Genomic DNA, 25,611 nt, shown 5'->3' with positions numbered 1-25,611 from the left:
TCATAGACGGTGGTATGCCCCTATAGCTCAGTTGGATAGAGCACCGGCCTCCGGAGCCGGGTGCGGGCGTTCGAGTCGCCCTAGGGGCGCATCATTTGCAGTTTGGGCAAGTGTCAAAGAAGTCCTCGGGCAGTTTTAGCTTGGTTCTAATATATTCAAGCTGCTTCTCTGGTGCAAAGTAGTTCCCACATTTTTGGCATTTCTTCAGCTTGAAGTTTACTTTCCAGTTGCGTATTGTCCTGGTATCACCCGAATCTTCCATCTTTATGCATTTGGTGGGGCAGATGTATACGCAGGACCCGCAGCCTATGCAATCTGAAGCCGTGTCGAGGAATGGCGAAGCTACCTCTCGATTGACCCCTCTGTTCACCAGGCTGAGGGCGCTGGTGCCTACTACCTCCGCACATGCTCGAACACACAAGCCGCAGAGGATACACTCGTTGTGATCAAGGTATTGTGGCCGGAATGAAGGTTTTTCCACCCCCATCTTTCTGGCCATGTCTTCTATCACCTTTACCCCTGAACACCTGGCCAGCAGCAGCTCCATTAACATCTTACGATTGGTCAGCACCCTGTCGGAATTGGTCTTCACCACAAGACCTTCCTCGACGGGATAGAGGCATGACGTTACCAATCTTGAGCGGTTATTCCTAGAGATCTCGACCAGGCAGAGGCGACAAGCACCATATGGTTCCAGATCTTCATTGTAGCAGAGCGTGGGGATGTCGATGCCATTATCCCTGGACACCTCTAGTATCGTCTTCTCCTCTTCTGCTTGGAGACTCCTGCCATCAATGGTCAGGTTGATCAGTTTCTTCATTTCACGCCTACAGCCTTCATCTTGCAGATGTCGCAGCAGGTTCCACACTTGATACAGAGTTTCTGGTTCAGAATGACTGGCTTCTTCTTAGCCACGAATGTTATTGCTTTTGTGGGGCATGGTTCGACGCACAAGCCACAGCCAGGGCATTTCTCGTCGATAATGGAATAGGTAATCAGTTCTTTGCATACTCCTGCCGGACAGCGTCTCTCGTTGATGTGTGCCTCATACTCATCCCTGAAGTAGCGAATGGTGGTCATAACTGGGTTGGCAGCCGTCCCTCCAAGGGCGCATAAAGAAGCATCCTTGAGCGTAGCAGCTATGCGTTCCAATAGTTCAATGTCTTCTTTTCTGCCATCCCCTCTCGTGATGTCCGTAAGTATCTCCAGCATCCGCTTCAGGCCTTCGCGACACGGCAGGCATTTGCCGCAGGCTTCCTCCTGAAGGAAGCCGACGAAGTACTTGGCCATGTCCACCATACAGGTGTTCTCATCCGTCACAATCATGGCGCCTGATCCCATCATGGAACCAACGCGGGTCAGTTCGTCGAAGTCCACGGGGAGGTCCAGCAAGCTCTCGGGTATGAAGCCACCAGAGGGTCCGCCTGTCTGCACAGCCTTGAACTTATTGCCACCCAGTATGCCGCCGCCAATGTCGTACACTATTTCTCGCAAGGTCATGCCCATCGGGACCTCGACAAGGCCGGTGTTCTTTACTTTGCCCACTAGCGAGAATATTTTTGTCCCTTTGCTTCCTTTGGTGCCAATCTTGTTGAACCAGTCAGCACCCTTAAGGATGATGTGCGGGATATTTGCCCAAGTCTCCACATTATTCAGATCCGAAGGTCGGTTGTACAGGCCCTTCTCGGAAGTGTGAATGTACTTGGCCCGTGGCTCTCCCACCTTGCCCTCGAGTGATGCCATCAGGGCGGTAGACTCTCCACAGACAAAGGCACCTCCGCCCCTGCTCACCTTGACCTTGAAGCCAAAACCGCTGCCAAGGATATCCTCCCCGAGAAGGCCAAGTTCTTCTGCCTGTTTGATAGCTATAGTAACGTTCTCCACGGCCATGGGATATTCATGGCGAATGTATACATATCCCAGATTTGCCCCGATAGCATAGGCCCCGATTATCATCCCCTCGAGAACGCTGTGGGGATTGCCCTCCATCAAGCTGCGGTCCATGTATGCTCCGGGGTCTCCTTCGTCGCAGTTACAGATGACGTATTTAATATCGCCGTGCGCTTCGCGGGTAGATTCCCACTTGGCGCCGGTGGGAAATCCGCCACCTCCGCGCCCACGCAGTCCTGACCGCTTGATCTCCTGGATTATCTGTTCGGGCTTCATATGGGAAAGGGCCTTAGCAAAGGCAGCATATCCGCCTATAGCCAGGTAGTCTTCTATAGAGGTTGGATCAATCTTGTTGTTGCTGTCGAGAAGGAGGCGCTGCTGTCTCTTATAGAATGGAACATCGGCTTCCTTAGTGTACCGCTCTCCCGTGTTGGGGTCTGTGTACAGCAGCCTCTCGATAATGTTCCCTTTGAGGATTGTCTCTGAGATGATCTCCGGGACATCCTCCATCTTGACCCGCTGATAGAAGATGCCCTGTGGATAGATGGTGAGAAGCGCTCCTCTTTCGCAGAAGCCAGGGCATCCCGTGGCTCTGATGTCAACCTTGTCTTGAAGTCTGTTCTTCTCGACCTCATTCTTGAACGCAGTGAGAATGTCAGTACAGCCATACGCAAGGCAGCCGGTGCCGACGCAGAGGGCTATGCAGGGTTTGCTGCGGTCTTTCCTCTCGACAATGGACTTTCGCAGGCCCTCGAGTTGCTGAGGGGAACTCAATCTGACCATCTGTTCTCTAGTTTGCATCTTCATTCATACTTCGCCAGCAGCGAGCTGACTTTATCGCTTGACATCTGTCCATGGTACTTATCGTCTATCATTACCATCGGGCCAAGAGCGCAACATCCGACACAGTTGACCGTCTCGAGGGTGAACCGGAGGTCTTTCGTTGTTTCCTTCCTCTTGATCCCCAGGTCGAGTTCCATTTTATCCACAACTCTATTTGCCCCCCTGACGTAGCAGGCCGTACCCAGGCAGACTTTGATCAAGTGTCGGCCTCTTGGAGTCAGGCTGAAGGCCTTAAAGAATGTAGCCACGCCGTATACTTGACTCATGGGGACATTAAGAAGCTTCACCACCTCCTCCAGTGATTCCTTTGGGAGGTAGTAGTACTCGGTCTGGATGTCTTGCAGAATAGAGACCAGTTGACCCTTGTCACTTTCATATCTGTCCACTATCGCCTGTATCTTGGTTGCCACCTAAGCCTTCACCTTCCTCTTCAATTTTTGATATTCCTTATTTACTCCCTCTTGTATTCGTTCTATCTCTTCTTTGGGGAGATGGCGGAATCTGCCTTGTGGCGTCAGATAGTCGCGCACCGGCCGGAGTTTGGAGGAATCGAAGTTCAATCTGTATTTGCCGTTCTCAACCTCGTAGAGTGGGAAAACGCCTGTCTCAACGGCCAAACGCCCCAGCCTGATACTGAGGTCGGTGGGGTAACGCCAACCCGTAGGACAAGGTGAGAGCACATGCAGGTATGATGGACCGTGAGTTGCCACTGCCTTGGTGACCTTTTCCATCAAGTCGAATGGGTAGCTGGGACATGCTGTGGCCACATAAGGGATGTCGTGTGCTATTGCGATAGCTGGCATGTTCTTCTTCCAGGTGGCCTGGCCAATGCTCAGTTTACCAGCTGGCGAGGTAGTAGTAGCGGCTCCAAAAGGAGTACCGCTGGATCTCTGTATACCGGTATTCATATAGGCTTCGTTGTCGAAGCAAACATAGAGGAAGTTGTGTCCTCTCTCCCAGGCGCCTGAGAGCGATTGAATCCCTATGTCTAATGTTGCCCCGTCCCCGCCCATAGCCACTACCTTCGGCATCTTGGCTCTGGCGCCTTTCTCATTGAGTATCTTCAGGGCGGCTTCAATACCGGAGGCAACTGCCGAGGCATTCTCGAAAAGTGTATGTATCCAGGGGACTCGCCACGAGGTAGTGGGAAACGGCGAGGAAACGATCTCCATGCATCCGGTGGCATTGGATATGATGACCTCTCTGCCGAGTGCCTTGGTTACCAATCTTACTGCTAGGGCTTCTCCGCAGCCTATGCAAGCACGATGGCCGGGGGCAAAGTAGTCCTTTTGGGGCACTAGCCTGGGAACATATATCGCGAAGTTTTCCACTTACTGTCCTCTGACCCCTATTGTCTCTATTTCCTCTCCACCTGCCTCTGCAATCTCCTTGCCCCTCTCGATCATTTTTACGAATTCCGGGACTGAGAGATCGCGGCCTCCCAAGCCTCCGATAAACCCCGCTATCTTCGGTCTCTTCTTCTGAGAGTAAAGTGCCGCTTTTACTTCAGAGCAGACCGGCCCAGGGGGTCCTCCAGGAGATATGCAGCGATCCAGGACGACCAGGGTCTGACACCTTTCGGTAGCCTTGCGCAGTTCCTCGAAGGGGAATGGCCTCCAGAGGCGCAGTCTGATAAGGCCTACCTTCTCGTTCCTGTCCCTCAACTGGTCTATCGCCTCCATGGCTATCTCACTGTAACTACCCATAGTTAGAAGTAGGGTATCAGCATCCTCCGTTCGGTAGTGCTCAACAGCCCGGTATTGGCGCCCACTCACCTTGGCAAACTCGTTCCACACTTCATTGATTATGTCCCTGGTGGCTCGCAGAGCAGCTTCCATGGATTTTCTGGCTTCGGTATACAGGATGGGAACAGTGAAGGCCCCTATAGTTACCGGCTTGTCAGTATCCAGAGCAAACGGGTGATGGTATGGAGGCAGAAATTCCTCCACTTGGCTCTTGTCCAGAAGAAAGAGGGGTTCAACAACATGGGACAGGTGGAAACCGTCTATGTGAATCATCACTGGGAAGAGAACATTGGGGTGTTCACCGATGCGGAAGGCACATACTGTGAGATCGAGAGCCTGTTGTCCGTTCTCGGCGAAGATTTGAATCCAGCCGCAATCCCGCACCGCCATCACATCGGAGTGGTCGCCCCATACGCTCAATGGGGATGACAGTGCTCTGTTCGCTACACCCATGATTATGGGCAGTCTCAGGCCGGAGGCCACATACAAGACCTCGTGCATTAGCTCCAGTCCCTGTCCTGCCGTAGCTGTGAAGGTCCTGGCTCCGGTAGCTGATGAGCCAAGGCAGGCACTCATCGCCGAATGCTCAGACTCAACCGGGATGTACTCCGCATTAAGTTCTCCGTTGGCCACCATTTCAGCCAATCGCTCTACTATATGTGTTTGGGGAGTAATGGGGTAGGCGGCAATCACATCGACATTGGCCAGCCTTACGGCCTCGGCCATTGCCAGGGAGCCTTCCATTCCTACCATTTCCATTCCTGTCATCCCTCCGGAACCATGCTTATGGCCTGAGTCCAGCACTCTCTGGCACAGATGCCGCAGCCCTTACAGTAGTAGAGGTCAGCCTCGAAATAGCCTTCCTTGTCATGGGAGACACAGCCCTCAGGGCAAAAGAGATAGCATATGCCGCACTTGATGCATCTATCCTTGTTCCAAATCGGTCTCTCTGATCTCCAGTCGCCGGTCTTGTATTCGGCAGCATTCCCCGGCGTGCTTATCGCTGCCCCGATCTCGATATCCTGCCAGGTAAGATCAGTATCTTTCCGCTTCGTACTCAAGTTGTTCTCCTGCTAACTATGCCTTTTCAGGCCATTGATGTTTTCTCGTAAGCCTTCTTACAACTCTCCAGGTTGGCTGCTGCCCTATTTCCGAAACGATGTTTGAGTGGCTCCGCAAGTGAGTCTATTTTCACTATGTTGGTAGCTCTCAATATTGCTCCCAACATCGTTGTGTTTACAATGTTGACACCGATCGTCTCAACAGCGATGGAAGCTGCATCCACGGTTGCCACTGTCCATTTGTTCCCGAAACGGGCCTTTATCTCCATTGCCGTGCTCTTGGTGTTTAGCACTATAATGCCCTTTTCTTTCAGCCCGGAACTGACATCCATGATGTTGAGCAGTCCTGGATCAAGCACTACAACGACATTAGGTTCCCTGATTTCCCCTCTGATGCGGATGTGTTTAGCATCTACTCTCACAAACGCCTGAACTGGCGCCCCGCGTCTTTCTGGGCCGAAACTGGGAAATGCCTGGGCGTATTTGCCTTCGCCAATCGCAGCGAGGGCGAGCATTTCTGCTGAAGTTACAGCACCCTGCCCGCCACGGCCATGCAATCTTATCTCAATCATAGCTGAATTATATTATAAAATATGCCAGACGACAGCACAACGCCGATGTTGACATAAAGAGCACTACGCGACGCAGATGTGATATTTTGACTTCAAACCAGGGGCATGCTATATTCCACGCTGCGGGGTGTAGCGCAGCGGCCTAGCGCGCATGGTTTGGGACCATGAGGTCGGAGGTTCAAATCCTCTCACCCCGACCATTTTCGATTAAAACGTCTGGCAGTCAACCCAGATGATCATTCTTAGGTATTGGTATTGCAGTTAAGGGGGAAAATGTCTGAGAAGAAGAAGACGGAAGAAACGGCTGAGAGAAAGAAAGAATTCAAGACCACTGTTGATGGCATTGGTGTGAAGAGGGTTTATACTCCAGCGGACTTGGAGGAGCTGAGTAAAGAAGGTATCGGTCTCCCTGGGGAGTATCCATTTACCAGACACATAATGCCTACTGGTTACAGGGGCAGGTTATGGACCATGCGACAGTACGCCGGATTCGGTACGGTGGAGGAGACGAATGAGCGATTCAAGTATCTGCATAAACAGGGGCAAACCGGTTTTAGTGTTGCCTTTCATTTGCCTACTCAGGAAGGTTACGATTCAGACCATCCCCTGGCTGCAGGAGAGGTAGGCAAATGTGGGGTCGCTATAGATTCGCTGTTGGACATGGAAAGATTATGGGAGGGTATTCCTTTAGCTGATGTCAGTACATCAATGACAATCAATGCCACTGCCCCAATCATATTAGCCATGTATATTGCTGCTGCTGAGAAGCAGGGGGTTGACAAGGGTAGGCTCAATGGGACTGTTCAGAATGACATACTGAAGGAATATATAGCTAGGAATACCTATATTTTTGGCCCAGCAGCCTCCATGCGGTTGGTCACTGACATCTGCTCCCACTGTGCTCAAACCATGCCACAATGGAACTCGATAAGCATCAGTGGTTACCATATGCGGGAGGCTGGTGCAACCGCCGTCCAGGAAGCTGCTTTCACTCTTGCTAATGGGATTGCCTATGTCCAGGCGATGCTGGATAGAGGCATGGAGATCGACTCATTTGCGCCTCGATTCTCCTTCTTCTTTGCTGCTTATACTAACGTCTTCGAGGAGGTTGCTAAATACAGAGCATTGCGCTGTATCTGGGCCAAGATAATGAAGGAGAGGTTTCATGCCAGGAACCCGAGATCCATGATGTTGAGGTATCATGTCCAGACTGACGGTTTCACGCTGACTGCGCAGCAACCCCTCAATAATATTGTAAGAGTGACCTTACAGGCACTTGCTGCTGTGTTGGGGGGATGTCAATCTCTGCACACGAACTCCTTCGACGAGGCATTGGCGTTACCCAGTGAGCAAGCAGTGCAGGTTGCCTTACGGACCCAGCAAATTATTGCTGAGGAAAGTGGTGTGGCAGATACAGTTGATCCGCTTGGAGGCTCTTGGTATATAGAGCGGTTAAGCAACCAAATAGAGAGTAAGGTGACAGCATATCTTGATGACATCGACAGAATGGGTGGGGCTCTGAAAGCGATAGAGAGGGGATATATTCAGCAGGAAATTGCCAACTCGGCCTACGACTATCAGGTGGCGGTAGACTCTGGCGAACAGGTGGTAGTCGGTGTCAACAGGTTTGTGACAGATGAAGACTATACTCCGAAGACTCTGGAGATAGGTGTGGAGGTGGAGAGGAAGCAAATAGAAAGGTTGCGGAGATTAAAAAGTGTGCGGGACAATGGGAAGGTGGGACAGACACTTGATAGTGTGCGCACCGTGGCCAGGAGTAGTGATAATATCATGCCAGTGATGATCGATGCGGTTAAGTCATACGCAACTGTAGGTGAGATAAGCGATGCCCTGCGACAGGTATTTGGTGAGTACCGAGAGCCAAATATACTCTAGAAATGGAGAGCGTCTGTGGATAAGAAAATACGAGTTTTAGTAGCCAAACCAGGACTTGATGGGCATGATAGGGGTGCCAAGGTAGTGGCCAGGGGCTTAAGAGATGCCGGGCTGGAGGTAGTCTACCTTGGCTTGCGTTTAACACCGGAGCAAATTGCTGCATCTGCTATTCAGGAAGATGTGGATGTGGTAGGGCTTAGTTGCTTGTCCGGTGCTCATATGGCCCTGTTCCCTGAGATAGTGAAGTTGATTCGTGAGAAGGGTGGTAGGGATATTATGGTCGTAGGTGGGGGAATCATACCGAAGAAGGACATCCCTGGACTGAAGGAAGCCGGTATCGCCGAAATTTTTGGGCCAGGCACGCCTTTGGAGAGGATTGCCAATTTTATCGAAAGCAATATTGGAGGACGAGGATAATGATAGAAAAGGTTAGCCATATTGGGATCGCTGTGAATAGTATTGAAGATGCAGTGAAGCTATATACCGAGGCGCTGGGGCTCAAAGTCAGAGATGTTGAGGTTGTTACAGATCAGAAGGTGCGGATTGCCATCATACCCGTGGGTGATATCAGGATCGAGCTGCTGGAATCGACTGATCCAGAGGGACCAATTGCCAAACATATTAGAACGAGGGGCGAGGGATTGCATCACTTAGCTCTGCAGGTAAGTAATATTCAGGAGACCCTGGAAAAGCTGGAAAGGGATGGGATTCCCCTCATTGACAAGAAGCCAAGAATAGGCGCTGGAGGTGCCCAAATAGCCTTCCTGCATCCAAAGGGTACGAAGGCGCTGATCGAGCTGGTTCAGCCGGCGGACTAGCTCGGTGTATGGAGTATAGGTAATGGGGGGCAAATGAAGCTTTTTGAGTTTGAGGCTAAAGATATCCTTCGGAAATATGGCTTGCAGACTCCCAGCGGTAGTATCGCCAGGGATCCAGTTGAAGTTGAAATTGTGGCCAAACGACTGGGCAAACCTGTAGCTTTGAAGGCTCAAGTGTTAGTGTCAGGCAGAGGCAAATCCGGTGGAATACAGTTTGCTGATGATGCTGGCGAGGCGAAGAAATCTGCCATATATCTCATTGGCAGTCACATTAAGGGAAACGTGGTAAGGAGTCTGTTAGTTGAGGAAAAGTTGAGCATTGTCGATCAATACTACGCTTCGATAACTATTGACAGGCAGGCCAGGAGATATGTTGTCCTCGCTTCTACCAACGGAGGGGTTGATGTTGAAGAAACTGCTCTGACTTCTCCGAACAGAATATCAAGGTATTGGGTTGATCCTGCTACTGGCTTCAATGAAGAGACTGCCAGGGCGACAGTGGCCCAGTTTTCCTTCAACGGAGACCGTGATATCACCGAGTTTGCTTCTGTCATCGCTACCCTGTATCGGGTGGCGATGGACTATGACGCAGAGTTGGTGGAAATCAACCCACTGGCCAAGACGTCCTCGGGTGAGTTCATAGCTGCTGATGCCAGAATAGTATTGGATGATAATGCACTTTTCAGACACCCTGAGTTTGAAGATAAGGGCTCAGCGGGGATGGATGATAACCCCAGGGAAGCTGAAGCTAGGAGGCAAAAGCTGGCTTACGTAGACCTCTCAGGAGACATAGGCATTATTGGCAATGGAGCTGGCCTGGTCATGGCCACTATGGACATGGTCCATCTTCTTGGCGGCAGAGCGGCCAACTTCCTCGACATCGGTGGCGGTGCTCAACCAGAAGTCGTCAGAAAAGGATTGATGTTGGTTATGTCTAAGCCTGGGGTAAAGGCCGTGTTGATCAATATTCTGGGTGGGATAACAAGATGCGATCTGGCGGCTCGGGGAATTATCGGGGGGCTCAGTGAGGTAGCTGACGAGAAGCCGGTGGCCGTAAGACTGATGGGAACCAATGATGAGGTGGGAAGAGAGATGTTACGTCTGGCGGGAATCCCTGTTTACCCGGATATGGAAACGGCGACCAAGAAAGTCATAGGATGGGTTAAGAGATGATGTCTTTGAAAAGCATAGTAGATGAAAGCTCAAAGGTGATGGTTCAGGGCATAACGGGGAACGAGGGGAGATTTCATACTGAGGCGATGCTACAATATGGGACCAAGATAGTCGCTGGAGTGACTCCGGGCAAGGGAGGGGAGCAGGTTTGTGGTATACCTGTCTATAACACTGTTGCTGAGGCAGTGAGCTATCATGGTGTCGATACTTCTATCGTCTTTGTTCCGGCACGTTTTGCCCGGGGTGCTGCTATTGAAGCCATTGAAGCTGGCTTAAGAATGATCGTGGTCATCACCGAAATGATCCCCCAGAAAGACTCCATTGAGTTCATCGCCATGGCGGACAAGCGGGGTACAGTGATTATTGGCCCGAATACACCCGGAATAATAGTGCCCCCCAAGAAAATGAAAGTTGGGATAATGCCGAGTCAGTTTTTCAAGCCGGGTGTCGTTGGAGTCGTTTCCAGAAGTGGGACTCTGACTTATGAAATTGCTTTGCACATTAGTAACGCCGGCCTGGGTCAAAGTGCATGTTTAGGTATAGGTGGTGATGCCATAGTCGGATTGGATTTTATCAAGGTACTTGAAATGTTTAGAGAGGATGAGGAGACGAGGAGCGTGGTTCTCATAGGTGAGGTGGGAGGTACAGCGGAGGAAACAGCAGCCCGATACATTAGCGAGACGAAGTATCCTAAACCGGTAGTTGCCTACATTGCAGGGAGATCAGCACCACCGGAGAAACGTATGGGACACGCCGGGGCAATAGTGATGGGGAATATGGGAACGGCGCAATCCAAGATTGATGCCTTCATTGCTGCTGGGGTGGCTGTAGCTGACAAACCGAGCGATATAGTAAAGTTGCTAGAAACTGTGAGTATTTAGTGGAGATGAGAATGCAAAATGGGTAAGAAATCGAGAGATCTGATTCCTCCGGGGCTGGCTTATCTGGCGGATAACATTACCAATAAGCACAATGTATTAGGTGAGTCAAAGACGTCGGGGGCGAAGTGGGCCAAAGACCTTAATATTCCCCGAGAGTCAGAGACAATATTCTTTGCTGGATGTGGATATCAATATACTAGGAAGCTGGAATCCTTAATGTCCCTTGTGCGAGGGATGGACAAGAGTGTAGTTGGTGCTGAGCTGCCAATGAGCATCGCCATTTTTCAGAAGAAGCTGGGTGTTGATCTTGCTGGCGTTTATGGCAAATTGTTATCAAGAGGTGATGACACCGAGGCTCAACCGTTGAGGGATGCTGTCAAAGTGCTGCGGAGTCTTGGCGTCGATTTTGGCTATCTTGCTGATGAGGAACCGTGCTGTGGGGGCCTCTTGCACTATATTGGACTGCAAGACGATTTCGCCAAGAATGCTCAGGAGGTATATAGAAAGCTGAAGTCCCATGGGGTGAAACGGATCATCGGTATTGTTCCTTCTTGCACATATGCTCTGCGCAACTTGATTCCTGCTTGTGTAGAGGGATATGACCTTGAAGTCAAACATTTCTCGGAGGTTGTCCTGGAGAATATCGGGTCAAAGGAATTGCGATTTCCTAAGGAGGTCAAGGTTACCTATCATGATCCGTGTCAGATGGTGCGTTATCTGGGTTTGACGGATGCGCCGCGCCAGGTTTTGAAGGCTATCAAAGGTATTGACCTTGTAGAAACTGAGTGGACTAAAGGGGAATGGGCAACGTGCTGTGGAGGTGGAGGAGGATTCGAAGCAGTCTTCCCTGAGTTGAGCCATATTCTGGCGGTGAACAGGGCCAGCGAGTTGGTTGAAACTGGGGCTCAGATCATTGTTACTCACTGCCCGGGGTGCATTATGCAGTTGAATGCCGGACTCAAAGATCTGAAGAAAGATAATGTGGAAGTCCTGGACCTGGCCCAGGTTGTGGCTATGGCTATAGGAGCGTAAGCAGATGTCAGTTTTCACAGATTACAAGAAAGAAATAATGGATGCGGCCCATAACGACAGGATAAGGGTCGCTTTGTCTCGAGCTATTAAGAGCTACAGAGCGAATACTAATGATGCTCTGAAGAAGTTTCCCCATACTGTCAAGATGGCGGAAGAGGTAAGGGGGATAAAGGAAAAAGCTATTGGGGAAATGGAGGAGCTTGCCGAGCAGGCGTCTAAAGCCATCGAGAGTAACAAGGGGAAAGCTTACATAGCCAGAACTGCTGAGGATGCGCTGGGCATTATAGATAAGCTTGTGGGCCAACATAAACTGATCGTCAAAGGCAAAAGCATGACTGGAGAGGAAATTGGCTTGCGGGAGCACCTGGAAGAACATGGTAATGAGGTTTACGAGACTGACCTGGGAGAGTTTATCATTCAGAAGTTGGGCTCGAGACCGATGCACATCCTGTCGCCGGCAATTCACGTGCCTAAGGAAGATGTTGCCAAACTCTTCTCTAAGATTACAGGACAAGAATTGCCGCCTGATATCGGTACTCTAGTGGCAACTGCTCGGAATCTGCTGAGGGAGAAGTACTTTAAGGCAGATGTTGGTATCAGCGGTGCTAATGTAGTTGCGGCAGACACGGGAACACTATTCATTATTGAGAACGAAGGAAATATTCGCCTGGCCACAGGTGCCCCTCCGGTTCATATTGCGCTCATTGGTATGGAAAAACTGGTTCCCACACTGGGTGATGCTTACAAAGTTGCAGAGGTAACCTGGAGATACGCCAATTACACTGTACCCTCCTACGTGAGCTTGATATCCGGGCCCAGTAAGACTGGTGATATTGAGAAGGTGACTACCTATGGAGCCCACGGGCCAAAAGAGTTTCACGTTATTTTCATGGATGCCGGAAGAACCAGCCTTGCCAAAAACCCGATATTGCGGCAAGCACTCTATTGTTTAAGATGTGGAGGTTGTCTCTATGAATGTCCTGTCTTTGCAGTAACAGCAGGTCATTTTGGGGACAAGTATTTTGCCGGTATGGGAGCTGTTTGGGCGGCAATGTTGAGCGGAGATGTAGAGAAGGGGGCTGCGGTGGCTTACACCTGCCTGACGTGTGGCAGGTGTAAGAACAGGTGTCCCATGAAGATTGACACACCTGAGATGATAATCGAGCTCAGGAGATTCCTGATAGAGGGTAACTAGCCAGGAGGTCTTGGGCCTTCCAAAGGAAGCAGCTTCAGTATGTGCTCTATTGAGATGTAGGTAGGGTTTACTTTCATTACGGCTGGGGTGTAAGAATGGCAGAGTCAGCTCGAATGGTTGATATACATGTTATGGGGAAGCACTACCAGGTTCCCGAGGGGCTCACCATTATGACGGCACTCGAATATTGTGGCTATAGGTTGATCCGTGGCTGTGGGTGTCGCGCCGGATTTTGTGGCGCCTGTGCTACCATCTACAATTTTAAGAATGACCACCAGTTGAGGTATGATCTTGCCTGCCAGAAGACGGTTGAGCAGGATATGTACCTGGTGCAGATACCATTCTTTCCTGCTGCCAAGGCCTTCTATAGCCTGGAGGAGATAGAAGCAACAGGTGAACAGGTACTCTCTCTTTATCCTGATCTGGTTAAGTGCTTTGGCTGCAATACCTGCACTAAGACATGCCCCCAGAAACTTGAAGTTATGTGGTATATGTCCGATGCCCTAAGGGGTGATATACGCCAGGTATCTGCCAAGTCCTTTGACTGTGTGATGTGTGGCTTGTGCGCTGCCAGATGCCCACAAGGACTGGTACCCTATAATGTAGCCTTGCTGTGCCGGCGCTTATATGGTCGGTATCTTGCCCCTGTTTCGAGGCACCTGGAAGACAGGATAGCTGAGATAGAAGCGGGCAGATTTGATGATGATCTGGAGAAGTTGAAAAAGATGGATGTGCGTGAGCTGCGCCGTTTGTATGCGGGTCGTGAAATAGAACCGGCTAACTGAAGGTATTGGACTGGGGGTCGAGATGTATCCTGCTCATATGGAAGAGAGTATCCGCAAGGTAGAGGCTACTCGGGAGAGGCGGCTGAAAGAGAGCCTTCTTCGCCTCGGCGACGAGCAGAAGACTCCTTTGCTGCAGAGGTATCATCCTGATTATGTGGCGGGAAAGATGCGCCAACTGGCACTAGGCCCGAACAAGGGAGACTATACCCCGGACGAAGTGGCTGATCTGCTGGAAGGTAATAGCTGTCTTGATCCTGATAAGATTGACCTCGGTAGGGTTGACTATGATGTGGATGTACTGGTGATTGGTGGTGGGGGTGCTGGAGCAACGGCAGCGCTTCTGGCTCAAGAAAACGGTGCTAAAGTCTTATTGACAACTAAGCTGCGGCTGGGTGACTGCAATACTGTAGGAGCTCAGGCAGGCACACAGGCGGCCGACAGGCCCAATGACTCCCTGGCTATTCACTACCTGGATACCATGGGTGGGGGGCACTTTGCCAACGTGCCTGAATTGGTGGAGGCCCTGGTAAAAGATGCACCGATGGTAATCAAGTGGCTGGGAACGTTGGGTGTCAACTGGGATAAGATGGCGGATGGCACCATGCATGAGCTGTCTGGTGGCGGTGCATCAAGATTAAGATTGCACTCAGCAAGAGACTACACTGGCTTGGAGGAAATGCGTGTTCTACGCGACGAAATAAGGAATAGGAAAATTGATTATCTGGAATTTTCACCTGCAGTAGAGTTGTTGATGGATGATAAGGGGCAGGTATGTGGAGCGGTATTGGTGAATCTGGAGACCAACGAATTGACCATGGTCCGGGCCAAATCTGTAGTCATGGCTACCGGTGGTATGGGGCGTCTTCATATCCAGGGTTTCCCGACCACTAATCACTATGGAGCCACTGCCGACGGACTGGTACTGGCTTATCGAGTAGGTGCTCAACTGATTTTCATGGATACTATGCAGTATCATCCCACTGGCGCAGCCTATCCGATGCAGATTCTGGGACAGTTGGTTACTGAAAAAGTGAGAAGCTTGGGGGCGCAGTTAGTTAACGTTGATGGAGAACAGTTCATCATGCCTTTGGAGCCGAGGGATGTGGTAGCTGCAGCGATCATTCGGGAATGCCAGGAACGTCAAAAGGGTGTAAAAACGCCAGCAGGGCAGGTTGGTGTTTGGCTGGATTCACCGATGATTGACATGTTACGTGGTGAGGGAACGGTCGCACGGGAATTACCGGCTATGGTGCGGCAGTTTGGCCGCTTCAACATTGACATAGCCAGGGAGCCGATGCTGATATATCCTACGCTGCATTATCAGAATGGTGGGATTAAGATTAACACTGAGGGGGCAACCACTGTACCGGGGCTGTTTGCCGCTGGCGAATGTGAAGGTGGGGTGCATGGCAGTAATCGGCTCATAGGCAACTCAACACTGGATATCTTTGTCTTTGGAAGAAGGGCAGGCAGGGCAGCGGCTAACTGGAGCAAAGAGGTGAAGTCAGGCTCACTGACACTGGAGCACGTTCGCTGCTGGCAGAAGGATCTTGAACGGGCTGGCTTGTCCAAGTTACGGCCGGTATCCCCATTGTTGTTACCTGATTATGCCAGGCCAATACCTGATTATCTGCCCGACTACAGTGCACAGGCATTAACTGCTCATCGGATAAAGCTGACTTAGGATTTGGGGTGTAGCATGCCTCAGCGTATTCAGGTAAATGTCAAGGAAATAGAGTCTATTCTGAATGAAATTCTGAACACGAAGAGTCCTCCAGTAGCCCGGTGTCGACTTCTTTCCAGTGGTTTCAATCCTGGTCATGCACTTAACATAACTGAGGATATCACGGGACACAAGGAGTGTATTGGCTGTGGCAACTGCATAGACATTTGCCCCTTTTTGTTTCGTGAACCATATCGTCGTGATAAGACGGAGCAGCGTACATCTATGGCCCTGGAAAGTACGGTTGGTGGGGATTGTGACCAGTGTTATGCGTGTGTCTTGGTTTGCCCTCAGGTAGATACCACCATCAAACACTATGTCATCAACCGGCGTCTGGTGGAGGTCATGTCTCGCCTGGATCAGCGGATTGGGGATGATGAAGATCTTGATCTAGACTTATTCCTGGAAGAAGCTATCCAGATGTAGCAGGAAAGGTGTTTTCAGTGGACTTTGACATACCTGAAGAACCGAAAATGATCCAGAGTCTGGTCAGAAGCTTTGTTAGTGATCAATTGAGGCCTTTGGAGAGAGATATCCTGGGGCGTGCGGCTGATCTGAGCGATGCCAGAATGTCTCTGCCACCAGAGATGAACGAGAAGTTAATCAAAATGGCCAAAGAACTGGGGTTATGGGGATTAAATGTGCCCGAGGAGCTTGGTGGCGTTGGTTTGAGCACTCTGGGTAACTGTTTGGTTGAGGAGGAATTGGCTCAGACAGTTATCCCTTTCGATTTTGGTAATGTCACTCCTATTCTTTTCGATTGCAATGCCCAGCAGAAGGTAAGATATTTTCTGCCATTATTCCATGGGCAAAGACAGGCTTATATTGCACTGATGGAACCGGGTAAAGCATCTAGTCCTTTCAGTATGGAAACTAAGGCAGAAAGGACAAACGGTGAATATATTCTCAGCGGTAGGAAACTGTCTTTTTCGAAGGCTGGCGAGGATTATTTTGCTATAGTCTTTGCGGCCACCTCTGATAATAAAGGAGCAAGAGAAGGGGTAACATGCCTTCTGATAGACAAAGATACTCCTGGTTTTAGTGTGGAAGGTGGTGGTGAAAAGACGGCATGGAGGTCTCAAGTGAGGGAACCTTTTTCCTTAGTATTTGAAGGTTGTAAAGTACCGACCCAGAACGTATTAGGAGAGCCTGGGAAGGCTTTCAATCTAGGCAAGAAATGGCTTCCCTCAAGACGTTTGGTGAGAGGTGCTAGGTGTGTGGGGGTGGCGCAGAGACTGCTGGAAGAATCAACCACTCGAGCCCAGTCCTGGGAGTCCTTTGGTCAATTGATTTCTGGACAGTTGAATGTGCAATCGGCGCTAGCAGATATTGCGATGAGCATTCATGCCTGCAGGCTCATGGTTCATGAGGCTGCGTGGAAGGCCGATAAGGGAGTGGTGATAAAGCGCGAAGCAGCCATGGTGAAGCTATTTGCTACTGAAATGATTTACAAGGTTGCGGATAGAGTAGCTCACATATTTAACGGGCCCTCTTATGTAGCAGGTTTACCTATGGAAAGGCTCTGCCGCGATGCGCTAGCAACAAGTGCTACCGAATTTGCCTTGGAACTCCAGAGGAGTATTATTGCCAGGGATGTCCTAAAAGGGTTGAAAGTGTGAGGAGGGCAAATGGCCAAGAGGATTACACTGCCTTTGAGTGATGAAACCTTAAGTGATCTCAAGGCTGGAGATAATGTCTTACTCACCGGCGTTATGTATGTGGCTCGAGATGCTGCTCACAAGAGAATGATTGAGGCATTGGATCGAGGGGAGCCTCTGCCGTTTGATGTAAGGGGACAAACAATATACTATATGGGTCCCTCGCCTGCCAGACCGGCCCAGGTAATTGGATCTGCTGGTCCTACTACAAGTGGTCGCATGGACGTCTACTCCCCCCGCTTAATGGCCGAGGGCCTCAAGGGAATGATAGGCAAGGGTATGCGTTCGCCAGCGGTAAAAGAGGCTATGAGGAAATACAAGGCAGTGTATTTTGCTGCCATAGGGGGTGCTGGTGCGCTCATATCCAAGACAATCAAGAAATCAGAAATAGTAGCCTATGAGGAGCTTGGGGCTGAGGCGGTTCTGCGGATAGAAGTAAAGGATTTCCCTGCTGTTGTGATCAATGATATCCATGCCAGAGACCTCTACGAGGAGGGGAAAGCCAGATACCAGATGGTAGGAGGATGATCTACTCAAGAGGGGTATGGCGAGTGTCGATTTTACCCTTTATCTGTGCAGACAAGTAAGTAGGCGCTGGAAGGACAGCCAAGATGTCCCTTTTTGGAACGAGCGGTATCAGGGGTGTGGTCAATCAGGACCTGACCGTAGAGCTATGTCAGGAAGTGGCCCAAGCGCTGGGCACCATACTACCCTTGGGGTCCAGGGTTTGCGTGGCTACCGATACCAGGCTCAGCAGGGAGATTCTCAAGGACGCCATCCTTTCAGGTTTACAATCCTGTGGAATAGAGACGACTGATCTGGGTATTCTACCTACTCCAGTTTTGGCCCTCCTTACTAGAGAATGGGGTTTTGACACTGGTGTTATGGTTACAGCCTCTCACAATCCCCCCGAGTTCAACGGTATGAAGTTGTTCAATAGAGACTCATTGGGATATAACAAGATTCAAGAGCGGCAAATAGAGGATGTCTATCTTAAGAAGAGGTTCAGGAGGGAGAGCCAGGGTAGGTTGTACCATGGGCAGGGGATGAGTGGGGCTTACCTTCACTTCATTCAGGGGAGGTTTATTTCAAAGACCTTCGATGGCAAGCCAAAAATCGTGGTGGACCCAGGAAATGGCGCTGCTTCCGGAGTAGTCAGCAAGATTTTTACTGAGATGGGTCTTGATGTTGTTCCTTTGAATGATGTTCCTGACGGCCTGTTCCCAGGCAGGAATCCGGAACCAAAAGAAGATACTTTACATAACACTGTTCAGTTTCTGAGGGAGGTCAAGGCAGATCTTGCTGTTTGCTTTGATGGTGATGCTGATCGGGTTGTCTTTTGTGACCGCGAGGGTTTCCTGGGATTCAACGAGCCGATTGCCTTTATCTCCAGGCTGGTTGTTCAGGAAAGTGGAAAGAAGACGATTGCTTCGACAGTAGAGGCAGGCAGGTTGCTGGACTTAGCTGTGGAAGACCTGGGAGTGAGGGTAGTTAGGGGTGAGGTTGGTGATGTCAATGTAGCATATCTTGCCCGGGAGAATGATGCTGCTATCGGAGTAGAACAGGTAGGTGTGTATATAATCCCTGAGGCGGGCTACTATCCTGACAGCATTTTTGCCACGCTGATCTTGCTCAGCCGCATGAGTGAGGTGGGCGAGGTTAGGGAATTTTTCAAAAGGATGCCAAAGCTTTTCTTTGACAAGAGTAAGGTCTCATGTCCCAACAAGTTGAAGGAAGCTGTTATGAGGAAGGTTGGAGAGGAGGCTAATTGTTTTGGGGCTGACAGTTTGAATGCCCTGGATGGTGTGAGGCTGGAGTTTGGAGATTCATGGATGCTCATCAGGGCCAGTGGAACCGAACCAGTTATTCGGGTACTAGCTGAGTCGCCATCGGCAACGAAGAATCGTGATCTTGTTGATAGAGGTGTTAAGGTAGTTCGGCGCTTCATGTCGGAGGTGATGCTATGAAGGCGGTATTACTCTGCGGTGGCGTTGGAAAGAGAATGTTTCCTATCACGGAGGATAAACTGCTGCTTAAGTTCTTGGGCAAGCCACTGCTTAAACACCAGATGGAGAAGGCAAGCGAGGCCGGTCTGAACGAGCTGATAATAGTGGCAAATCCGCAGAATGTCGAGAGGATAGAGCAAATAGCGAAGGATGTTTCTGGAGTGCAGTTTGAGGTTGTTGTACAGGAGAATCCTCTGGGAATTGCCAATGCACTGGAGAGTGCTAGCCGGTTCTTGAGTGGCGAGGTAGTGGTGGTAAATCCGAACGATATATTTGACAGCTCGGCCTATACCAGTCTTGTTCGTGGGGGCCGTGATGGTGGTGCTGTTTCCTATCTGGTTGGCTACGAGGTGAAGGACTATTTCCCCGGCGGTTACTTGGTGGTTGATGGGGGGAATATGTTAAGAAAGATTGTGGAGAAGCCTCAGAAGGGGGAGGAGCCAAGCAATCTTGTAAACATACTTGTACATTTGCACACTGATATAAAGAGACTTTTGAAATGTGTTGAAAGTGTTCAAACAAGCCGGGACGACGTATATGAATGTGCCCTGGATTGCATGGTCAGAGAGGGGGACAAGATCAAGATAGTCCCCTACCGCGATTATTGGGCGGCTATCAAGTACCCTTGGCATATCTTTACAGCGGTGAGATATTTCCTTGATAGGAGTAAGCCGAGTATTTCCCCATCAGCGCGTATCTCCTCCAAGGCTACTATTGAAGGGAAGGTGGTCATCGAAGATAATGTCAGGGTTTTGGAGAACGCTGTGATACGAGGACCGGCGTATATCGGCGCAGGGTCGATAATTGGCAATAACGCCTTGGTGCGTGACTATAGCCACATTGGTGCTAATTGTGTCGTAGGATACTGTACTGAAGTAAAGAACTCCTATATTGGTGATAGATGCTGGTTTCATTCAAACTATGTTGGCGATTCTGTCATAGCCGATGACTGTTCTTTTGGTGCTGGCACTGTGCTTGCTAATTTTCGCTTCGATGAAAAGGATGTCAAGGTCGGAGTTGGAGATGGAATGATAGACACTGGACTTGACAAGTTTGGTGCTATAATAGGAGCGGGGTCAAAGACAGGTATTAACGCGAGCATTTTGCCGGGGATCAAGATTGGCCCCAATTCGTTTGTTGGTCCTCATGTTTGTTTGACGAAGGATCTTGGGCCGAACAAGTTGGCTATAGCGGAGTCGCGTTACAGGGTGATGGATAAGGATATCAATCTAGGTGATGAGAAGAAAAGAGAGCTTATGAAGAAACTGGAGACACTGTAGATGTGTGGAATAATCGGCTGTGTCGGAGATAGCCCTGCCGCTCCCTTCCTGGTCAAGGCGCTGAAGAATCTGGAGTATAGGGGTTATGATTCTGCGGGCATTGCCACAATTGCCAACGGCAAGATTTGTGCTGAAAAAGACGTGGGCAATCTAGATCAGGTACGAGAAAAACGCCACCTGGATGATCTCCCGGGGAGTACGGGGATTGGGCACGTTCGCTGGGCTACACACGGCGAGGTCACAGCCATAAATGCTCACCCTCACTTCGACTGCAAAAGAGAGATTGCAGTGGTTCACAATGGAATCATAGAGAACTATCAAGAGCTTCGTAGCTGGCTTGAGCCGAACCATCTTTTTGTATCTCAGACTGATACCGAAGTAATCCCCCATCTCATTGAGGAGTATATGGATGAGGGAGTTTCTCTTGAACAGGCTGTCTTGAAGGCAACAAAGAAGCTTAAAGGTTCATATGCATTAGCTGCAATTTCAATAAAAGAACCGGGGAAGATAGTGGCCAGCCGTAAAGACAGTCCTCTGGTGGTTGGAGTGAGTGGCGGAAGGAACTTCATTGCCAGTGATGTACTTGCTTTCCTGGAGGAGACCAATCGGGTTGCTTTTATGGAAGATGGGGAAACCGTGGTCTTGAGCAAGGATGTTACATTTCTCGATGCGGAGGGGCAGCGGATTCAGAAGGAGTTTAAGGAGATCGACTGGAAGTGCGATGAGGCGACCAAGCAAGACTATGACTTTTTTATGATGAAAGAGATAATGGAAGAGCCCCATGCAATACGCTGCGCTACCATGCAGGATAAGAAGCAGCTTCTTGAGATGGCCATAGGCATTCTGAGATCAAGGCAGGTGGTCATAACTGCTTGTGGTACATCTAGACATGCGGCCCTTGTCGGGAGGTACCTCTTTTCCAAACTGGGTGGCAAGTTCTGCGATGTGATTATGGCCTCCGAATTTCAGTACTTCTCCGATTCGATTGACAAGAATAGTCTGGTGATAGCTATCTCTCAGAGTGGCGAGACCGCCGATGTCATCCAAGGTGTGAAGAGGGCTAGGGAAAATGGGGCTACTATCTATTCGCTGGTTAATACTGTGGGGTCTACTCTGGCGAGGATGAGCGATAGAGTCCTCTATCTCAACTGCGGGCCTGAAGTTGGTGTGGCTGCTACCAAGACCTTCATGAGCCAGCTAACCATCTTTTACCTGTTGGCTTTCACGATGGCTAACAGGTTGGAAGAAGGCTTGGGGAAGATAGTGGATATATGTCCCAAGATTGAGAAGTGTTTCAGCAAGAACAGTAAGAAGATACGGGGATTGGCGCAGCAAACAAAGGATAAGGGTGATTACTACTACATAGCCAGAGGGATCAATTTCGCTATAGCTGCCGAGGGAGCGCTCAAAATGAAGGAGATCTCTTATGTTCATGCTGAAGGCATGCCAGCCGGAGAGTTAAAGCATGGCACATTGGCCCTTATCGATAAGGGAACACCGGTTGTGGTCATCTGCCCCAGGGATTACACGTTCGATGAAACCATTGCTAATGCGCACGAAACAAAAGCACGCGGGGCTTTCGTTATTGGGGTTTCCGAGGAGAACAACCTGATTTTTGATGATTGGCTCGAGATTCCCCAGGTGGAAGAGATTTTCCAGCCCTTGGTAACTGTCGTACCGCTTCAGCTTCTGGCTTATTATTCGGCACTGGCTCATGGTAAGGATCCCGACAAGCCTCGCAATCTCGCCAAATCGGTTACTGTCAAATAGATTGGCTGAACAACTACGGACATCAGCTTCTGGTTCTGATGGATCAGTGACAGTGCTCGGTGGTGACTTTAATGTCAAAGATCTAGAGAGGCATTTAGTAGTCAAGGGATATGAAGAGACCAGGTATAGAAGAATAGGCATGTGGACCCCACAGGGCGGGGGTGAGAATAACCCAATGGCTTTGCAGGAGGATGCCATTCTGGTTGGCAAGACAGAGGATCCAAAGAAGACCTCATGACTCACCAGGGGCTTTCCCTGCCAATTCTGGCTGATGAATGAAAACAAACGGTGTTCAATCTTGTTCCACTTGCTGGTTCCTGGTGGCAAGTGAGAGACCGAGATGGAAAGGCCCATTTCGTTCGCCAGTTTCTGTAGTTCCAGTTTCCAGAGTTTTATCCGGTAGCCATTGCTGCCCCCACTATCAGCGGTAATAGGCAATTGTTTTGCCTGCAAGTATCGCTCCTGTCCCATCAACTGCCACCAGCGGCGGATGCTCTCTACTGCAAAAGCAGCGGTATCATGATCAATGCCGACATTGAGAATCTACAGAAGAGAGTGAGACTTCCTCTCTCATCTGCCTTTTCGTCAGAGAGATATGATTATCAGACTTCACCGGGCCCATTCCCGCAGGCACCTTGCTGAAGAGCAGACCACCAGACTAAGGAAGGAGAAGGAACAGTGAACACCAAGATCCGACAGGCACGCCCCGAAGATGCGAAGTTGCTCGCCTGGACCATGCTCATGGCAGGCCGGTCACACATGAAAATAGGCATCTGGGACCTCATCATCTCTCAGCCGGAGGACAGGTGTCTGGAGTTCCTGGAACTGCTGACTTTGCAGCGGCCACGCCACATGTGTTACTACACCGAGTTCCTGGTGGCCGATGTCGATGGCCATCCAGCAGCGGCTCTCGAAGGCTTCGATCCGGTGAATAACGGGGAAGACACGGTCACCGCGCCCATGGTCGCAGTCATCCAGAGGATGGGATTGACGCCAGAAGACATGGCACCGGGGCAGCAGAACCTGGCAGCCTTCATGACATGCCATCCTGAGTCAACTGAGGGTGCCTGGGTGGTGGAGCACGTGGCCACCCGCCCCGAGTACCGCCGCGCGGGGGCGATCAGCAAGCTGCTCGAGGCAATCCTGGACAAGGGACGGAAGCAGGGTTTTCACAAGGCGCAGGTGGGTTACTACATTGGCAACACCCCCGCCGAGAGTGCCTATCAGAAGGCAGGGTTCAAGTACCTCGACGAGAAGCGGCATCCCGCCTTCGAGGCCCTGATCGGCTGCCCGGGCATGGTGCAGTTCGTGCGCGATCTGTGAGCGGATAGATTTGTGTTACTCAGCACAAGGCATTTGGGTTTAGGTTCAACTTCCCTATGCAACGCAGCGCATCGTTTCTTATATAGCATCTGGTGAGGTAGCAGGGATAAGAACTGAGACACCCTGAAGTTCTACAAGGCGATGGTGGGGTGATGAAGCAGAGTCGAAATCACATCTTCAATATTTGCAGTGGGGCTCTATCCGTATGTTTCTAGTCGTCCATTGAGGTGGTATGACTCAGGCATCTCGGCGAGAGTCGCACTATCGATTCTTTGAGGCTGAAGGAGTTTCCCATAATCGGGCTTGTCTCTATGATGGACGGTCATTTGTGCCCGAACTGCGAGAAGGTGAGCCACCAGCTTCTTTTCCCCAAGCTCGGCCTTATCAGGCTCTTAGGTGCATAGCCAAACAATATGGACTTTCATTCAATAGAGTTGTAGCGCTGCCTGCAAAGATGCACCGTCATCTTCAGGGATCAGGCCTACTGATTCGCCTCCTGCTCCGAAATGGAGCCCCTTCCCTCGCCAGGGTCTATCGCCGAATTTAACTGATCACTTGCTCTCAAGCGCATACGTCGGCTGAATGGAACGGTATCTGAACAGAGATGCGCTGAGGGAAGAATCCTTCCGAATGAACGGCCATTTCCGATATTGGCCTCGCCACCTTGATTACCACACCGTGGCCTGTTACACTTCGGCTTGCTGATTGTCGTATGAGCAACTACTTAGGCCAGACCTCGATTCACCGTCTGAAGTGGACGAGTCAAAGCTGACAGACGCGGGGATAGGACAGCGTAGAAGACAAGCATGATAGACTTCTTGAGCTTCTTGCACAGTCCTCTAAGGATGGCCGGTGTTATCTGCTCCGCGATCATCTTGAGGGAACCGCCGCGAGAGCCCCTGAGTTCGCCGACGCGTTCGGGTGCGGGGAGGGCACAGTTGAGGTCACTGATTGAAAAACAGGATGAAAGGAGGTTACATGGACAACTACGCCATTTCACTGCAAATCTCCGGCCCCACAGCCATGTGGACTAGGCCGGATACAGGGGACACACCTGTGAGCTATCCCGCTCCGACCTTTGGAGCTGCCAAAGGCATCTTCGAATGCATCCTTATGAGCGACTGGGCGGAAGTGGTGCCGACAAAAGTGGAGATATGCAAGCCGATTGTGTACCACGATTACTCTACGAACTATGGTGGACCTCTCAGGAAAAGCAAAATAATGAAGAAGGGCAATAGTTATCAGCTAATCGCAACCGTCTTAGTTGACGTCTGTTACCGGCTTCATGCAACAGTCAAGCCAGACGCAAAGGAGTATGGCAAGCACGGCCGCCAAGGGTTGCAGCCTGTTGGGACAACAAATGGCGCTCACGCCTATGTGGAGGTCTTTGAGCGCCGCCTCAAGCGCGGCCAGTTCTTTTCTACTCCTTGCCTTGGTTGGAAGGAATTCACCCCAGACTATCTTGGTCCCTTTCGCCCTGAGACACAAGTTTGCGAGGACATCAATCTGGTGATTCCCAGCATGCTCCGAAGCTGCTTCCCTAATGGCAAGAGTTCTCAGTGGCAACCGAAGTTCGATCAGCAGGTTAAGATTGAGAAGGGGGTGCTGAGTTATGTTGAATGAACTTTTCGAGCTGTCGCAGAGTCTGAGAGGCATTGAGACTCAGGTACCGAACAGATATCTTGTGGAGTGTAGGACGAGCGGATCTACAGTTCGTGTGTTCCTTGATCATACGGGATGCATATCGAGGCTTGAACCGGAAACAGACCGAGAACGCCTCAGGAAATCACTCAAGTACTTCAAGGGTGAGAACGGGGTCTCTTTCCCAGCTTTCAATGTTCCGCCTCTATACGAACACAAATCTGGAGAAGTGAGCGATTTGTTGAAACGAATCACTCAGATATCAGCAAACGGTGGAAACCTCGAAAAGGAGACATTGCAAGCAGAGTTGCTTTTACTT

The 25,611-nt window shown here is 50.4% G+C and carries 25 protein-coding genes, 2 tRNA genes and 1 pseudogene; 20 read left to right on the top strand and 8 right to left on the bottom strand.

Annotation, left to right across the window (positions count from 1 at the left end; all coding sequences use genetic code 11):
• Nucleotides 1–16: 16 nt before the first annotated feature.
• Nucleotides 17–89 (top strand) — tRNA-Arg (locus NTZ04_07580).
• Between the two features lie 2 nt (nt 90–91).
• Here NTZ04_07580 and NTZ04_07575 read toward each other — a convergent pair.
• From NTZ04_07575 to NTZ04_07545, 7 genes are read right to left on the bottom strand one after another with little or no spacing between them, the layout of a single operon-like run.
• A complete protein-coding gene (locus tag NTZ04_07575) occupies nt 92–811 on the bottom strand; it encodes a 2Fe-2S iron-sulfur cluster-binding protein (protein ID MCX5992163.1) in 720 nt (239 codons plus the stop codon).
• Between the two features lie 5 nt (nt 812–816).
• On the bottom strand, nt 817–2,673 hold the full coding sequence (locus NTZ04_07570; GenBank protein ID MCX5992162.1) for an SLBB domain-containing protein: 1,857 nt from the start codon (nt 2,671–2,673) through the stop codon (nt 817–819).
• Nucleotides 2,674–2,693: 20 nt separating this feature from the next.
• A complete protein-coding gene (gene nuoE / locus NTZ04_07565) occupies nt 2,694–3,143 on the bottom strand; it encodes an NADH-quinone oxidoreductase subunit NuoE (GenBank protein ID MCX5992161.1) in 450 nt (149 codons plus the stop codon).
• Entirely contained in the window at nt 3,144–4,064 is a 921-nt protein-coding gene (gene porB / locus NTZ04_07560) for a pyruvate synthase subunit PorB (GenBank protein MCX5992160.1), read from the bottom strand.
• Nucleotides 4,065–5,237 carry a pyruvate ferredoxin oxidoreductase gene (gene porA / locus NTZ04_07555; GenBank protein ID MCX5992159.1) on the bottom strand — a complete coding sequence of 391 codons (1,173 nt, stop codon included), beginning with the start codon at nt 5,235–5,237 and terminating at the stop codon, nt 4,065–4,067.
• 5 nt (nt 5,238–5,242) lie between these two features.
• Nucleotides 5,243–5,539 (bottom strand): 4Fe-4S binding protein, encoded by a 297-nt coding sequence (locus NTZ04_07550; protein MCX5992158.1) that lies wholly within the window; start codon nt 5,537–5,539, stop codon nt 5,243–5,245.
• A 26-nt stretch (nt 5,540–5,565) separates the two neighbouring features.
• Nucleotides 5,566–6,111, bottom strand: a complete 546-nt coding sequence (locus tag NTZ04_07545) for a 2-oxoacid:acceptor oxidoreductase family protein (protein MCX5992157.1) — start codon at nt 6,109–6,111, stop codon at nt 5,566–5,568.
• A 123-nt stretch (nt 6,112–6,234) separates the two neighbouring features.
• On the opposite strand from NTZ04_07545, the gene NTZ04_07540 reads away from it, so the two are divergent.
• From NTZ04_07540 to glmS, 16 genes are all read left to right on the top strand, one after another.
• Nucleotides 6,235–6,311 (top strand) — tRNA-Pro (locus NTZ04_07540).
• A gap of 73 nt (nt 6,312–6,384) precedes the next feature.
• Entirely contained in the window at nt 6,385–8,007 is a 1,623-nt protein-coding gene (locus NTZ04_07535; GenBank protein MCX5992156.1) for a methylmalonyl-CoA mutase family protein, read from the top strand.
• A gap of 15 nt (nt 8,008–8,022) precedes the next feature.
• Complete coding sequence (locus tag NTZ04_07530) at nt 8,023–8,424, top strand: cobalamin B12-binding domain-containing protein (GenBank protein ID MCX5992155.1); 402 nt, start codon at nt 8,023–8,025, stop codon at nt 8,422–8,424.
• Entirely contained in the window at nt 8,424–8,825 is a 402-nt protein-coding gene (mce, locus tag NTZ04_07525; protein ID MCX5992154.1) for a methylmalonyl-CoA epimerase, read from the top strand. The genes NTZ04_07530 and mce overlap by 1 nt, the downstream gene beginning before the upstream one ends.
• Nucleotides 8,826–8,858: 33 nt before the next feature.
• Nucleotides 8,859–9,998 carry an ADP-forming succinate--CoA ligase subunit beta gene (gene sucC / locus NTZ04_07520; GenBank protein ID MCX5992153.1) on the top strand — a complete coding sequence of 380 codons (1,140 nt, stop codon included), beginning with the start codon at nt 8,859–8,861 and terminating at the stop codon, nt 9,996–9,998.
• Between the two features lie 5 nt (nt 9,999–10,003).
• Nucleotides 10,004–10,879, top strand: a complete 876-nt coding sequence (gene sucD, locus NTZ04_07515; GenBank protein ID MCX5992152.1) for a succinate--CoA ligase subunit alpha — start codon at nt 10,004–10,006, stop codon at nt 10,877–10,879.
• A gap of 18 nt (nt 10,880–10,897) precedes the next feature.
• Nucleotides 10,898–11,911 (top strand): (Fe-S)-binding protein, encoded by a 1,014-nt coding sequence (locus tag NTZ04_07510; protein ID MCX5992151.1) that lies wholly within the window; start codon nt 10,898–10,900, stop codon nt 11,909–11,911.
• A 4-nt stretch (nt 11,912–11,915) separates the two neighbouring features.
• On the top strand, nt 11,916–13,106 hold the full coding sequence (locus NTZ04_07505; protein MCX5992150.1) for a lactate utilization protein B: 1,191 nt from the start codon (nt 11,916–11,918) through the stop codon (nt 13,104–13,106).
• A gap of 95 nt (nt 13,107–13,201) precedes the next feature.
• Nucleotides 13,202–13,891, top strand: coding sequence for a 4Fe-4S dicluster domain-containing protein (locus NTZ04_07500; protein ID MCX5992149.1), 690 nt, complete (start codon nt 13,202–13,204; stop codon nt 13,889–13,891).
• A gap of 22 nt (nt 13,892–13,913) precedes the next feature.
• On the top strand, nt 13,914–15,575 hold the full coding sequence (locus NTZ04_07495) for an FAD-binding protein (GenBank protein ID MCX5992148.1): 1,662 nt from the start codon (nt 13,914–13,916) through the stop codon (nt 15,573–15,575).
• Nucleotides 15,576–15,590: 15 nt separating this feature from the next.
• Nucleotides 15,591–16,040, top strand: coding sequence for a 4Fe-4S dicluster domain-containing protein (locus tag NTZ04_07490; GenBank protein ID MCX5992147.1), 450 nt, complete (start codon nt 15,591–15,593; stop codon nt 16,038–16,040).
• A gap of 17 nt (nt 16,041–16,057) precedes the next feature.
• Nucleotides 16,058–17,233, top strand: coding sequence for an acyl-CoA dehydrogenase family protein (locus NTZ04_07485; protein MCX5992146.1), 1,176 nt, complete (start codon nt 16,058–16,060; stop codon nt 17,231–17,233).
• A gap of 9 nt (nt 17,234–17,242) precedes the next feature.
• Nucleotides 17,243–17,800: a Fe-S-containing hydro-lyase gene (locus NTZ04_07480; protein ID MCX5992145.1), complete on the top strand. Its 558-nt coding sequence runs from the start codon at nt 17,243–17,245 to the stop codon at nt 17,798–17,800.
• A gap of 83 nt (nt 17,801–17,883) precedes the next feature.
• Nucleotides 17,884–19,239, top strand: a complete 1,356-nt coding sequence (locus NTZ04_07475) for a phosphoglucosamine mutase (GenBank protein MCX5992144.1) — start codon at nt 17,884–17,886, stop codon at nt 19,237–19,239.
• A complete protein-coding gene (locus tag NTZ04_07470) occupies nt 19,236–20,558 on the top strand; it encodes a sugar phosphate nucleotidyltransferase (protein ID MCX5992143.1) in 1,323 nt (440 codons plus the stop codon). Before NTZ04_07475 ends, NTZ04_07470 begins: the two co-directional genes overlap by 4 nt.
• Nucleotides 20,559–22,328, top strand: a complete 1,770-nt coding sequence (glmS, locus tag NTZ04_07465; GenBank protein ID MCX5992142.1) for a glutamine--fructose-6-phosphate transaminase (isomerizing) — start codon at nt 20,559–20,561, stop codon at nt 22,326–22,328. It abuts the gene before it with no gap.
• Nucleotides 22,329–22,556: 228 nt separating this feature from the next.
• Here the strand turns inward: glmS and NTZ04_07460 are convergent.
• Nucleotides 22,557–22,868, bottom strand: a pseudogene (locus NTZ04_07460) (ISAzo13 family transposase).
• A gap of 138 nt (nt 22,869–23,006) precedes the next feature.
• Here NTZ04_07460 and NTZ04_07455 point away from each other — a divergent pair.
• From NTZ04_07455 to NTZ04_07445, 3 genes are all read left to right on the top strand, one after another.
• Nucleotides 23,007–23,651: a GNAT family N-acetyltransferase gene (locus tag NTZ04_07455; protein ID MCX5992141.1), complete on the top strand. Its 645-nt coding sequence runs from the start codon at nt 23,007–23,009 to the stop codon at nt 23,649–23,651.
• Between the two features lie 978 nt (nt 23,652–24,629).
• On the top strand, nt 24,630–25,274 hold the full coding sequence (gene cas5, locus NTZ04_07450) for a CRISPR-associated protein Cas5 (GenBank protein ID MCX5992140.1): 645 nt from the start codon (nt 24,630–24,632) through the stop codon (nt 25,272–25,274).
• On the top strand, nt 25,264–25,611 hold a 348-nt coding region (locus tag NTZ04_07445), incomplete at its 3' end, for a hypothetical protein (GenBank protein MCX5992139.1). The genes cas5 and NTZ04_07445, both read left to right, overlap by 11 nt.

The organism is Chloroflexota bacterium, from assembly GCA_026389585.1.
Lineage (GTDB): Bacteria > Chloroflexota > Dehalococcoidia > UBA2247 > RBG-13-53-26 > JAPLHP01.
The sequence above is the reverse complement of the archived record's forward strand: the minus strand, read 5'-3'. Positions and strand labels throughout refer to the sequence as shown.

Coding starts and splice junctions, on each gene's coding strand:
- NTZ04_07570 (MCX5992162.1), bottom strand. CDS start 2,673: ATGGTCAGATTGAGTTCCCCTCAGCAACTCGAGGGCCTGCGAAAGTCC.
- porA (MCX5992159.1), bottom strand. CDS start 5,237: ATGGAAATGGTAGGAATGGAAGGCTCCCTGGCAATGGCCGAGGCCGTA.
- NTZ04_07545 (MCX5992157.1), bottom strand. CDS start 6,111: ATGATTGAGATAAGATTGCATGGCCGTGGCGGGCAGGGTGCTGTAACT.
- NTZ04_07535 (MCX5992156.1), top strand. CDS start 6,385: ATGTCTGAGAAGAAGAAGACGGAAGAAACGGCTGAGAGAAAGAAAGAA.
- mce (MCX5992154.1), top strand. CDS start 8,424: ATGATAGAAAAGGTTAGCCATATTGGGATCGCTGTGAATAGTATTGAA.
- sucC (MCX5992153.1), top strand. CDS start 8,859: ATGAAGCTTTTTGAGTTTGAGGCTAAAGATATCCTTCGGAAATATGGC.
- NTZ04_07510 (MCX5992151.1), top strand. CDS start 10,898: ATGGGTAAGAAATCGAGAGATCTGATTCCTCCGGGGCTGGCTTATCTG.
- NTZ04_07505 (MCX5992150.1), top strand. CDS start 11,916: ATGTCAGTTTTCACAGATTACAAGAAAGAAATAATGGATGCGGCCCAT.
- NTZ04_07500 (MCX5992149.1), top strand. CDS start 13,202: ATGGCAGAGTCAGCTCGAATGGTTGATATACATGTTATGGGGAAGCAC.
- NTZ04_07495 (MCX5992148.1), top strand. CDS start 13,914: ATGTATCCTGCTCATATGGAAGAGAGTATCCGCAAGGTAGAGGCTACT.
- NTZ04_07490 (MCX5992147.1), top strand. CDS start 15,591: ATGCCTCAGCGTATTCAGGTAAATGTCAAGGAAATAGAGTCTATTCTG.
- NTZ04_07480 (MCX5992145.1), top strand. CDS start 17,243: ATGGCCAAGAGGATTACACTGCCTTTGAGTGATGAAACCTTAAGTGAT.
- NTZ04_07475 (MCX5992144.1), top strand. CDS start 17,884: ATGTCCCTTTTTGGAACGAGCGGTATCAGGGGTGTGGTCAATCAGGAC.
- NTZ04_07470 (MCX5992143.1), top strand. CDS start 19,236: ATGAAGGCGGTATTACTCTGCGGTGGCGTTGGAAAGAGAATGTTTCCT.
- glmS (MCX5992142.1), top strand. CDS start 20,559: ATGTGTGGAATAATCGGCTGTGTCGGAGATAGCCCTGCCGCTCCCTTC.
- cas5 (MCX5992140.1), top strand. CDS start 24,630: ATGGACAACTACGCCATTTCACTGCAAATCTCCGGCCCCACAGCCATG.